Below are 11779 nucleotides of genomic sequence, written 5' to 3' on the forward strand. Positions count from 1 at the left end.
CTATTCAACTGAAACCGAAATCTATCATAACACGAAAAAAAATCGCTTAGTAGACTAGACTTTTTGTTTTATTTTTTGTAGGCATCGCACTGTAAATCTTCTGACACTTCTGTAATTTCCACTTCAACACCTAACTCTTTTAGCACCGCTTCAAGCGCAGAGACGATTGAAGCTTCTCTCACTAATTCTTTCCCATTTACAGAAACACTCGTTCCATATTCGAAACAGGAATCGTCTTCACAAGTTTGTTCCCAATGATTAATTTTAATTTTATGTGTCATGAACTCATCCTTTTCTGTCTAGATGTCTGATGCATGATTATAGTGTAGCGGCTTCACATTCATTTGTAAATTTACGTGCTTACTCTTCATCATCAAGACCATCATCATATTCTTCGTCATCCCATTCATCTATGTATTTTGTTGTAACGAGAGTCAGTTCTCCCTCTTTTTCATCAAATCGGTACACATGTACTTGATCATCTTTCACAACAGCAAAGTGATTATTTTTTAGTGCAGCAGATGATGGTAAAACTCCATCTGCATTTTCATGAGAATGGTTATTCCAACTTTCTTGTCTCGTTTCAATGTTTGAGATAGCGCACGATCCAAACAAGACTACAATTCCAATCAAAAGGAGGATCACTCTAATCCTTCTTAATTCAAGCTCTGCATTTTCCATATGAATCCCCTCACCCTTCTAATATCCAATAAGGAATTATACGGAAAATTGGCAGAAAAGTTTCATTGCATACAAAATAGCCCCTCTGCACTGACAAAAAACGTAGCGGGTTCGGCCGGTTTATTCGCAGAGGCATGGGGCTATTCAATACAACCTATCCTATTCTAATTCCAGATTTACATTCTTTTGAGGTGCAAATGTAGAAATGGCGTGTTTATAAATAAGCTGCTGCTTTCCTTCTGTTTCAAGCAGCACCGTGAAATTGTCAAATCCCTTCACTTGACCGCGAAGCTGAAAGCCATTCAGTAAGAATACTGTGACAAATGTATTGTCTTTGCGGATCTGATTCAAAAACTGCTCCTGAATATTAATCGGTTTCATGTTTCGTCCTCCTTGATTCTGATAACTACAGTTTCGCTTTAAGTCCAAGCTTTCCTGCTATATATGCGAAAATTTCCTCTTTTTTGTCTGAAAAGTGGCAAGGCGGTGTCATATCAAACCAAGTGACCGCCATTTTATTACGGAACCACGTGAACTGACGCTTCGCATATCTACGGGAATTTTGCTTTAATTGCTGGATGGCTTCATCAAGTGAGCAGTCACCTTGAAAATAGGCATAAAGCTCTTTATAACCAATGGCTTGAACAGACTGACAATCCTTCAAGCCTGATTGATAAAGTGCTCTCACTTCTTCAATTAAGCCCTCATCTATCATCATATCAATTCTTTGATGAATGCGCTCGTACAAAAGCTCTCGATCCATTTTCAGCCCAATGAAGGCTGTATCATAAAGAGGAACTTCTTGATGCCCGTTTTGCATTTCCGACATTTTCTGACCTGTTGTATGGATCACTTCCAGCGCCCGGATCACGCGGCGGACGTTATTCGGATGAATAGCATTTGCCGCATCAGGATCTACTGCCTTTAGCTTTTCGTGCAGCAAAATCGCGCCGTGCTGCTGTTCAAACAGCGCCATTTCTTCTCTAAAATCAGGATCACTTTTCTCATCCGTAAATGTGTAATCATATAATACAGATTGGATATAGAGACCTGTTCCGCCGACAATCATTGGCGTTTTCCCTCTAGCGGCAATCTCTTTGATCTTCGAACGGACCAGCTGCTGAAATTCAGCTGTCGAAAAGGATTCGTCCGGCTGTTTAATATCAATTAAATAGTGCGGGATGCCATTCATTTCTTCGGGGGTAATTTTAGCTGTTCCGATGTCCATTCCTTTATAAATCTGCATAGAATCCCCGCTGATAATCTCTCCATTAAATGCTTTGGCTATATCAATGCTCAATTTGGTTTTGCCGACAGCCGTCGGCCCTACTAATACGATTACTGGCTGCTTCGCTTTATTCATAACATCACTCTCTTTTACAAAACTGCCTACAGTATAGCATAACTTTTCTTACTCTCCTATATCCTGGCCATCACCAGCCTAGCGGTTCATTTCCAACCACTTCATACGTTTTTCCTTTTAAACGATGCTTATGTGTTGGCCGATTCTCATCTGGACTATAGACGACACCTCCATATGGGATGGGAACAGAATCGAGGTAGGCAGAATAGGTGACTTCCTCAATCTCGTGATAATGTGTTCCATCCACTCTAGGAATCGCAGGCCCTGTGATACCGTAATACCTGTGGAAATGCCCTCTTTCAAAGGAGGTGATCCCGCGATAAAAATGAGTATGCCGGTCGGTACTGCTTCCATTCACAGGCTGAGAAATACCTTCTATTAAATGATAATGCCCCTCTGTTACATCCGTACGTGCTTTATATGCATGAGCATGCGGCGGACACTTTGCCCAATCAGATGGATACAGGCCCATTTCTAACATTCCTCCTTATATTAGGCGTTCACCCAAACATATGTAGGCAACTGGAATACACTGATGTCAGTTACAGTGATTTTATGAGAAAGGAGCCTTTTATTATGAATTATTTTGACGCACCTCCGTTTATTCAAGAAGACATGAGAAGACCTTTTGGTTTCGGATTTGGACGTCCTGGTTTTGGGTTTGGGAGACCCGGATTTGGATTTGGGAGACCTGGATTCTTTGGACCTCCATTTTTAGGTGGTTTTGCTGGAGGCTTGCTTGCTGGATCTCTGCTTGCGCCAGGATATGGTTATGGATACCCTTACCCGCCTCCTTACCCGCCGTACGGACCATACCCTTGGTATTAAATATGACGTTTAAGTGAAAACATCCGTTCATAAAATGAATCGATTGACACATTCTTTTTTCATGGGTTAACATTTACTTTACCGACTGTTCAGTAAAGTAGGTGTTTTTTTTATGTCTAAAACCAAAAAAGAGCAAATTTTTGATGCAGCTGCCAGCACGATTTTAAAAGAAGGGTTAAGCTAGCTCACCCTTCATCAGATGGCAGAGCATGCTGGTTTTCAGAAATATTTCAGCTTGAACCGCTGAAAAGAGAGGATAAAAACCCTTTTACTTCATCGGATTTTACACCTATTAGAGGAGGGATGATGATGATCCTCGGATATCTTTTTTTGGCAGTGGCCATTTTTTCTGAAGCCATTGGCGCCGCGATGTTAAAATTATCTAATGGTTTTACACGCTGGAAGCCAAGCGCTGTCGTTGTGGCTGGCTATTCACTTGCTTTTTATATGCTGTCATTGACACTGAACATTATTCCGCTTAGCATGTCTTATGCAACATGGTCTGGGGTTGGTACGGTCCTCACGGCTATTTTTGGCGTGCTCTTTTTCAAAGAAACCTTGAACCAAAAAGCAGTCATTGGGATGGCGATGCTTGTCTCAGGGGTCGTACTATTAAATATGTCATAAAGGATGTGAGAGAGCATGAAAGGAATGCTCTACTTAACAGGAGCCATTTTAACGGAGGTTTTTGGCAGTACAATGCTGAAGCTTTCTCAAGGCTTTTCGCAGCTGCTGCCGAGTATCGGGGTACTGATCGGATTTGGATGCGCCTTTACTTTCCTCAGTTTAGCACTTAAAACCATTGAGCTCTCATCTGCCTATGCAACATGGTCTGGTGTTGGAACAGCTCTCACTGCTCTTGTAGGACTTGTCCTGTTTAACGAAACAATCAGCACGAAAGGCTTCATTGGCCTTGCACTTGTTATCTGCGGCGTGATTGTCTTAAATCAGTCCAAGAAGCAAAAGAACGAAACCGAAGCACAACTCGATCAAACCGAATGGACGTCATAAAAAAAGTCATTTTCTCCATATTTCAAGAGAAAATGACTTTTTTGTTTTAACGACCGGCTTGAATAGTTTCTTCTAAGGAAATGTTCACATTACCCTGAACAGCTCTTGAAATCATACATGAGCTTTCGGCTTTATGCGCAAGCTTTCGGGCCAGCTCAATATCTTGTGCGGAAGCGGTCTCTTTGAGGATGATGACTGGTCGATGAATGATTTCCTCATAAGTAAACACACCATTTGTCACATCTACGACAGCTTCAGAGCTGATCGATAGATCCTCTTTCTCTAATTGACTCCGCTCCATCATGGCTGCAAGTGTAATGATATAACACGTAGCCGCTGCACCTAAGAGCATCTCATCTGGATTGGTTCCAATACCTGGACCGTCCATTTCCTTTGGAATCGAAATCTTTGTTTTTAATTGTTCACATGCGATTGTACCCACATCGTTACGCAGACCAGGCCAGCTTGCCTGAAGATGAAAATGATGACGCGTCATATCCGTCTCTCCTTTTGTTATCACTGTTCATAGTGTAACAAGAATTCCCCTGCTTGTCTTAACATGTGCACGGCCCTTATGTATATTCTTCATCAAGCACTGTGCGAATTGCCCTGACATAACGATAGAACGTCTCGTTTTTTGTACTCGACCGCCTCCGAAAGTCGAAACTGTCAAATAAAGCTTCACGCTGACTTCTGCTAATCTCAAGCTGCACACTTTGCCCTGTTTTAGTAAGATTATTAATATTATGATTGCTTGTCCCGCTCAGGGTTGCGTGTGCGACAGCTAGTTCAGCAGAAAACCCGTTCCGCTCTAATGAGCTCACAATTTTCTCTGCACGGTCGTAATCTGTTCCGCCGACGAGAGTATGGTCAATTCCTTCCTCGCCTTTGTATCCATGCACTGCTAACACGTAATCATGTGCTTTTGCCTGCGCGACGCCGATTGGCTCATCAAAGTTTGTACTTGTAATATGAAGTTCTGATGCATTCTCTCTTAGACCTTCAAATAAATACGTCGAAAAATCGTTGTCAAAAAAATGGACAATCTCGCTCACGCCGCCTTCAATCCTCCCGCCATGAGGTGACATCACAAGAAGGCGGCTGCCGGGCACTGGGTTGGCTGTAATGTTGTAGCTGCTTGTTGATTCGTTTTCTTCCAGTTCTTTAAAATTTCGATAAATATCATTTGAACCGCTTTCGTCTTCCCCACCTGATGACACTGGCTCATCATGTTCCTGTGCTTGCATGGTATAATAAACGCCCCATCCGATCGCAAGCAGGAGAAGCAAAGCAAAAAACTTCTTCATTCCCGTTCTCCTTTAACAGATTTCTAAGCCGTTTCTATGATTTATATTGAATCATCATTTCTTATCATTTTTTCCACATTTTCTCTTCACGTTTGATCATAACACTCTAGATCATGAGATTCCTCAAAAATAAGATAATTGCATTTATATACACAGAAACGCCTCTCCTCTTTGAAAACAGAGTTAGAATAGTATGACAAAGAAATGACGTTATGTTTAATATGACCTAGTCCTATCCAGTCTGTTTTCTTTAATTCGGCTTTTTTTGATAAGGATTTGATTTTTTCCATCTGTCACGCATCACATTTATATGAGCATTGACCCTGTCTACACCACTCCTTTTTCTGCAAAATCCTTTGATTCGCTGGTTCTCTTAGAAGAACTCTCCCACCTATCATCGGCAGATTCTACATGATTTCCACCTTTTTCTATTATTTTACAAAATGTAAGCGCTTTTCTTTTTTGAAAGGCATAAGCAAGCCGCCAATATAAAGAAAAGAAGGGACAAGAATCCGAACCAAGCAGTTCTCAATCACATAACGTAAGAGTGTACGAGAATGGATAGCTGGAATGGAGGACATCACATGTTTGGATTTTCTATGGTGCAAATGGTCAGAACACATGCTAGTAAACTAGATCAGCCTTTAAGAGAAACCGTTCTTCACCTTTATAAACCTTTTAAATGGACGCCATGCTTTCTTCATCGTTTTTTCGAAGGCAGGCTGAAGAAGAAAAAGAAGCTTCGTGTGATCATTGAATTTAAGAAAGGTGCAGCCGAGGCAGGGATTCAAAGCACGAAACAATTAATGAAAAAAAGCAGAAAAACAAATATAAAACGACATTTTTCACATATCGACTGCTGCGCTGCTGATTTAACCCCTGCTGCTTTAGAAGAGCTATTAGCAAATGGTGAGCATATTCGTAAAATTTATTTAGACCGGAAAGTTCATGCGCTGCTGGACGTAGCCACACAAGCAAGTCATGCTGAAGAAGTCATCCGAAACGGGACAACTTTAACCGGTGAAGGCATTACGGTCGCTGTCATTGACACGGGAATTTATCCGCATGAAGATTTAGATGGAAGAATTCGTGATTTTGTGGATTTAGTCAAACAAAAAACAAAGCCTTATGATGATAATGGCCACGGTACACACTGCGCGGGAGATGTCGCGGGAGATGGATCCGCTTCAGACGGCCTATACAAAGGACCTGCCCCAAAAGCAAATCTGATTGGTGTGAAAGTGTTAAATAAACAGGGGGCTGGATCACTTTCTACTATTATAGAAGGTGTTGAATGGTGCATGCAGTTCAACGAAGACCACCCTGATGATCCGATTCATATTATTAGCATGTCGCTAGGCGGAGCTGCGCAGCGTTATGATGACGAACAGGACGATCCAATGGTGCGTGCTGTCAATGCGGCTTGGGATCAAGGGATTGTTGTATGCGTCGCTGCCGGGAACTCTGGTCCTAACAGCCAGACGATTGCAAGCCCTGCTGTCAGTCAAAAAGTCATTACGGTCGGAGCCTATGATGACAGGAATACACCAGAATCAAGTGACGATATCGTGGCACCATTTTCAAGCAGAGGGCCTACTGTTTACGGGGAAGCAAAGCCTGATATCCTCGCACCAGGAGTAAACATCGTTTCTCTCAGATCACCAAGATCCTTTCTGGATAAACTCGACAAATCAAGCAGAGTAGACGATGATTATACAACGTTATCTGGCACATCGATGGCAACACCGATTTGTGCTGGTATTTGCGCTCTACTATTAGAGCATTCACCAGATTTAACGCCAGATGAAGTCAAAACCCTGTTAAAAGAAAATACAAGCAAGTGGTCTGGGGATGATCCGATGATTTATGGAGCAGGTGCAATTGACGCAGAAAAAGCAATCAAAGAATAAAGAAAAAGCCCTTTACGTTTATGCGTAAAGGGTGTTGTTTGTCTCATTTTTAAGTGTGAAGTCTTTCATCTACTTGAGCAGCTGACATGTTATGCTTCGTTCTCATACATCTCATCTCCTTTTTGAATGTGCGTACGCGCTTCGATCACAATCTCAAAAAAAGTGGAAGATTCCTTGTACATGTCGCGTTCCTTATAATAATTAGCCGCATCAAGTGCTAATTCCTCTAAATCAGCAAACATTTTTTTATTTCTCAGGCCAAAAAGGGCCGACCTCAATTGCTCACAGCCGTCTTTCTCTATATAGAGCGCCTGTAAAAATTGGAATTTCAACTGATAAATTTCATCTTCCAATACACAAGCCTCTTTCATTCCTGTAGAGATGGCCTCGCCCGCCCGCTGAATATCTCCGAGTTTAAAACAAGTAAGGGCAAGTGAAAACAACGATTTGATCATCGTGGATGCTTGATCTTTCTGATAAAGTGAAATGGCTTGTTCAAAAAAGACAGTCGCTGTATGGTACGTTCCCATACTATAATGACAAGTGCCTAAGTTATTAAGAGCCATTGCTTTAAAGTAAGATGTACATTCTTTTTGTTCCATCGCTTCACAGACTTTTAACGCTTTTTCTAAATAAGGAAGCGCTTTTTGATACTGATTGACATCAATCCAATTACCTGCCATGACAAAATCACATTGAATGCTTCTTTTTCCATAAAGCTGATGTTTCTTATAGATGTCTCTCGCCTTTTTAGCATAGTGCATGGAGAAATAAGTTTGTTTCATATGATAGTATACTTCTGCGATTTTATAGTAGAATTCTGCTTTTTCGATCTCATCTGTCACTAAAATCAGTTGATGTTCCGCATGCTTGTAATATGAAATGGCCTCGATATACCGGCGCTGGATAAACGCATACATTCCATGAAAAAAATGAAAATAATAGCCTAGTAAGCCTGTCATCTCATCTTCTGCATCGTCAATTTCTTTAGGAAAGGACACTGCTTGAAGCGTTTCACTCCCTGCATGGACGGGCGCTAAGTGCTGAAGCATCATTTGATGGCGAAAATCCATTAGGGAATAATATAGGAGTAAATCTTGATCCTCTTCCATATCATGAATTTCTTCTTCAACAAGGCGCTTCATGCCGTTTGCCTGTTCAACTTCAAATTTGCAAATATGCGTGTACCATTGATTGATCTTTACACCTACTTCGGAAGATGGTATTTTGTGTGCCATCCACTTCAGCCCCATTCTATCATATCAAACTGATAACTATTATTTTACATAATTTATGTTTTTAAGGCAAATTGTAAGTTATTACATATTTTATGCTCAAATCGCATATTCCTATCTTTTTTACCAAGTTTAAATAGAGTACTTTTGCCCATCAAAACTTTTTTACGAAGACGGGTCGAATTCTCTTAATACTTCTTTTAACGCATTGATATAACGTCTGAATGCTTTTTTCTTTCCTTTTCTCGTATCAAAATTGTCAAAAAAAGCTTCTCTTTGCGCTGTACTAATTTCTAGTTGAACACTTTCACCACTTGCATTTTGATTATTTATATTTTTAGGATCTGTACCAGAAAGCCGTTCGCCTTTTTGTACCATTTCTGCGGAAAATCCTCGATCTCTTAGTTCTCGCACAACCGCTCTTTGCATTTTTTCATTTGTGCCGCCAACGAGCGTGTGTCTTTTATCACTTTTATAGCCGTGGATGGAAATTGAAAAAGGATACGTTTTAATCATTTGAACCAAAACGGGTTCATCAAAATTAGTACTCGTGATATGCAGGTCCCGGTTATTGTCTTGCTTTGTACCTTCGAACAAATATGTAGAATAGCTTTCTTGAAAGGCTTCTACAATTTCACTTGTTCCTGGTTCAATCTCACCTCCATGAGGAGAAAATACGAGTAAATCACTTCCGCCCTTTTCGTGAAATTCTATCTCGTACCCTTCTTTTTCATGTCGTATGAGCTGTTTAAAGCTTTCGTATTGATCACCTTGTTTTCGCTCTTTTTGATACTTTTCTACCTCTTGATAATGCTTCTTTTGCTCTTTTTTTTCTTGAACAGAATGGGTGCATTTCACCATTAAAAGAGTACACAGAATAAGAAAGATGAATCCACATATTAGTAACCTTTTCATTTCACCGCTCCTTTTTTCTCTTAGGTGTCATCTTACCGCAATATTTTACTATCAATGGCTTAAAAAATTCAAAGGTTGTCCGGCTCATTTGAATGAATCAGGAAAACTTACCTGTTTTTAATGTCATCTAGGTATATCAGAGGTCTTTGAATTTTTGTTGTCCGCGTAAAAACTAAATCGTATGACCTCATTTCAATATTAGTTAAAACCACCTACAAAAATGCCAATATTACTCTTTTTTTCAAAACAAAAAAGCTGTAAACAAAGGAGTCTCCTCTTCTGTTTACAGCTAGTCTCTGTATATCATCATTACATTCTTAATTCATTCTCTAAAGCTGTCATCACTTCATCTTGCGACAGTCCCTGTGCAAGTGAAATCTCACTCACTAACATGCCTCTTGCATCTTCAAGCATCTTCTTTTCACTTGAATTTAATGCTTTCTTCTGATTTCGTCTCATCAGATCTTTAACAACGTCTGCACCATCTTCGATCGCACCTGTTTTTAGCTTTTTCAGATTTTCATCATATCTTTGCTTCCAAGTAAGCGTGTCGTCGTTTGTTTCTTCTGCAAAATTGTTCATCACAACTTTCAGCGTTGCTTGATCTGCTACCGGACGTATACCTAGTTGATTGATTCTGCCTTTTGGGACCATCATCTGCATATTCGGCATTTGAATCAGAAAATATTCCTGCGTCTTACCTAAAATCTCTTTTTCTTCCATTCCTTCAATCACACCGGCTCCATGCATTGGATAAACAATTTTATCACCTATTTGAAACAAATCCGCCACCTCCGAAAGTATTCACAATATCATTATAACACATTTCATCAGAGGATAAAAATTTATATTTTATCATGTTAATTTAGCACTAGTCAATTCTTTTTATTTGAGTTTTTTCAGAAAAAGCCTTTTTTATAAAAGAAGTGAGAGCATCCAGTCCTCATGACTCTTTCTTGCATATACTAGCATTGAGTCACATTTAGGAGGGATGACAATGTGCAAATGCAAGTGCAAACATTCCCACTCAAACTGTCATAAAAAGCATGACGATCATCACCATGAGGATCCATGTAAAGAAAAAAAGTATTGTCATAAAAAAGATAAATGGTTTGAGAGCGATTTTTGGGATACCTCTCGAAGCTACGATCCCTGTTATTTTCCTAAAAGTGTCTGCAGCAGATGTAAAAAGCGTCGTAGAAGAAGACATCGCTACGAAATTTAAGGCTTGACGCTTTACCTGCTTTTCCTTTTCCCGGCTGAAAAGCCGGTTTTTTTCTTTCATATGGATAGGCTCATCAAGTAAATCTGTCTCATAGGATATGGCAACCTGACATAAAGGATGAGATATACATGAACGATATGAACAGCCAAATGAATCATTATCACCAAGAAAATCCCTATCACACATTTGAAAATGTGTATACAGCCAATCATGAGCATATGATCGCACCAAACATGCATGATCATATGAATATGCCAAACCATTATCATAGCGGCAAAAAAGATATGTATAATGCGCACCATCCACATCATCATTCACCCTATTCAACGTTTCCAAATCAGCATGATACCTTTTCAAAGCATGTTCCAATGAAGGACCACCATCATCTAGGCCATTATGGTGGGTACGGGATGATGCCGCACCATCCATACGGTTATCAAGATATGCATATGATGATGCCAACAAACCAGCAAATGCCTGGCCATTTTTACGGAATGAATCAACCAAATGCGCTATTCCCCCGCTATTACTAAAGAATGACAAAATAAGGGTATAATATCCCATTTAATACCATATGGTAATATGGTAACATTATAGGTAAATAATGGGTGTAATCATCTATTATTTACCTATATTCAACAAGGGGGAAGGAAAAAATGAAAAAAACATGGACGATTCTTATGCTGGGGATGCTCACATTGGTTATGGCGCTGTCAGTACCACTTTCTGCATCTGCTGAAGGAGCCGAAAGCAAAGCATCAACCAATGTAAAGCCAGCTGCGCTTTACGCTAAAATTACAGGAGCTAGTAAGCAGGAATGGTCTTATTCTGACATTGAGCTGACGTACAGCCCAAATTCAGTTTTAAGTCTTGGTACAGTAGAGTTCACATTGCCAAAGGGTTTCCAAGCAACAACGAAAGACATTATGAACGGTAAAGCATTAAAAGACAGCTACATTTTGAACAACGGGCAAACCGTTCGTATTCCGCTCAGATTGGATTTACTTGGAATTTCCAAGTATACATTAAAGCTTTCACATAAAGTACTTCCTGCTGCAGGTACATATACGTTCCGCGCAGAAAATCGAGCACTCAGCATCGGTTCTACATTTTATGCAGAAGATACGCTTGATATTAATACACGGCCAGTTGTGGTCACACCGCCAGATCCTTGCGGATGCTAAAGAAAAAAGCGCTCTGTTAAGAGCGCTTCAGATTGTTGACAAAGGGCTAAAATGATCTTAATTTTAGCCCTTTGTCTTTTTTTCAGCGTGATAGAAAACCTTTGCAGTCTAGGAAGGACG

General features: G+C 40.2%; 17 protein-coding genes. 6 read left to right on the forward strand and 11 right to left on the reverse strand.

Features of this window, described 5'->3' with window-relative positions:
* Window positions 1-68: 68 nt before the first annotated feature.
* From OIT90_RS10950 to OIT90_RS10970, 5 genes are all read right to left on the reverse strand, one after another.
* Window positions 69-281, reverse strand: coding sequence for a hypothetical protein (locus OIT90_RS10950; RefSeq protein WP_003212415.1), 213 nt, complete (start codon window positions 279-281; stop codon window positions 69-71).
* A gap of 79 nt (window positions 282-360) precedes the next feature.
* Window positions 361-681: a YmzC family protein gene (locus OIT90_RS10955; protein ID WP_059375464.1), complete on the reverse strand. Its 321-nt coding sequence runs from the start codon at window positions 679-681 to the stop codon at window positions 361-363.
* A gap of 159 nt (window positions 682-840) precedes the next feature.
* A complete protein-coding gene (hfq, locus tag OIT90_RS10960) occupies window positions 841-1062 on the reverse strand; it encodes an RNA chaperone Hfq (RefSeq protein ID WP_024424088.1) in 222 nt (73 codons plus the stop codon).
* 25 nt (window positions 1063-1087) lie between these two features.
* Window positions 1088-2044: a tRNA (adenosine(37)-N6)-dimethylallyltransferase MiaA gene (gene miaA / locus OIT90_RS10965; RefSeq protein ID WP_474892552.1), complete on the reverse strand. Its 957-nt coding sequence runs from the start codon at window positions 2042-2044 to the stop codon at window positions 1088-1090.
* Window positions 2045-2114: 70 nt separating this feature from the next.
* The gene (locus OIT90_RS10970) at window positions 2115-2516 is read right to left on the reverse strand and encodes a YmaF family protein (protein WP_041084774.1); all 402 of its coding nucleotides are present in this window, start codon (window positions 2514-2516) and stop codon (window positions 2115-2117) included.
* A 104-nt stretch (window positions 2517-2620) separates the two neighbouring features.
* Between OIT90_RS10970 and OIT90_RS10975 the strand changes: the two genes are divergently transcribed.
* From OIT90_RS10975 to erbB, 3 genes are all read left to right on the forward strand, one after another.
* Window positions 2621-2872, forward strand: coding sequence for a hypothetical protein (locus OIT90_RS10975; RefSeq protein WP_041084775.1), 252 nt, complete (start codon window positions 2621-2623; stop codon window positions 2870-2872).
* Between the two features lie 309 nt (window positions 2873-3181).
* Entirely contained in the window at window positions 3182-3499 is a 318-nt protein-coding gene (gene erbA, locus OIT90_RS10980; protein ID WP_039178769.1) for an SMR family multidrug efflux transporter EbrA, read from the forward strand.
* A 15-nt stretch (window positions 3500-3514) separates the two neighbouring features.
* Entirely contained in the window at window positions 3515-3883 is a 369-nt protein-coding gene (gene erbB / locus OIT90_RS10985; protein WP_039178767.1) for an SMR family multidrug efflux transporter EbrB, read from the forward strand.
* 46 nt (window positions 3884-3929) lie between these two features.
* Here erbB and OIT90_RS10990 read toward each other — a convergent pair whose 3' ends face one another.
* Complete coding sequence (locus OIT90_RS10990) at window positions 3930-4379, reverse strand: OsmC family protein (RefSeq protein ID WP_474892553.1); 450 nt, start codon at window positions 4377-4379, stop codon at window positions 3930-3932.
* A gap of 76 nt (window positions 4380-4455) precedes the next feature.
* Window positions 4456-5190: a poly-gamma-glutamate hydrolase family protein gene (locus OIT90_RS10995; protein ID WP_039178760.1), complete on the reverse strand. Its 735-nt coding sequence runs from the start codon at window positions 5188-5190 to the stop codon at window positions 4456-4458.
* Window positions 5191-5774: 584 nt separating this feature from the next.
* Here OIT90_RS10995 and OIT90_RS11000 point away from each other — a divergent pair.
* Window positions 5775-7100, forward strand: a complete 1326-nt coding sequence (locus OIT90_RS11000; protein WP_126681853.1) for a S8 family peptidase — start codon at window positions 5775-5777, stop codon at window positions 7098-7100.
* Window positions 7101-7189: 89 nt separating this feature from the next.
* Here the strand turns inward: OIT90_RS11000 and OIT90_RS11005 are convergent, their stop codons facing one another.
* From OIT90_RS11005 to OIT90_RS11020, 4 genes are all read right to left on the reverse strand, one after another.
* Entirely contained in the window at window positions 7190-8338 is a 1149-nt protein-coding gene (locus OIT90_RS11005) for a Rap family tetratricopeptide repeat protein (protein ID WP_034281920.1), read from the reverse strand.
* 162 nt (window positions 8339-8500) lie between these two features.
* Window positions 8501-9250, reverse strand: coding sequence for a poly-gamma-glutamate hydrolase family protein (locus tag OIT90_RS11010; protein WP_039178752.1), 750 nt, complete (start codon window positions 9248-9250; stop codon window positions 8501-8503).
* A gap of 309 nt (window positions 9251-9559) precedes the next feature.
* Window positions 9560-10033 (reverse strand): CarD family transcriptional regulator, encoded by a 474-nt coding sequence (locus tag OIT90_RS11015; protein ID WP_039178750.1) that lies wholly within the window; start codon window positions 10031-10033, stop codon window positions 9560-9562.
* Between the two features lie 244 nt (window positions 10034-10277).
* Window positions 10278-10535 carry a hypothetical protein gene (locus tag OIT90_RS11020; RefSeq protein ID WP_058837650.1) on the reverse strand — a complete coding sequence of 86 codons (258 nt, stop codon included), beginning with the start codon at window positions 10533-10535 and terminating at the stop codon, window positions 10278-10280.
* A 68-nt stretch (window positions 10536-10603) separates the two neighbouring features.
* Here OIT90_RS11020 and OIT90_RS11025 point away from each other — a divergent pair, with 68 nt between their 5' ends.
* Entirely contained in the window at window positions 10604-11008 is a 405-nt protein-coding gene (locus OIT90_RS11025) for a hypothetical protein (protein WP_338594957.1), read from the forward strand.
* A gap of 123 nt (window positions 11009-11131) precedes the next feature.
* Entirely contained in the window at window positions 11132-11659 is a 528-nt protein-coding gene (gene bslA, locus OIT90_RS11030) for a biofilm surface layer hydrophobin BslA (RefSeq protein WP_058837651.1), read from the forward strand.
* The last annotated feature ends 120 nt before the right edge of the window (window positions 11660-11779 follow it).

The organism is Bacillus sp. ABR (assembly GCF_056172715.1).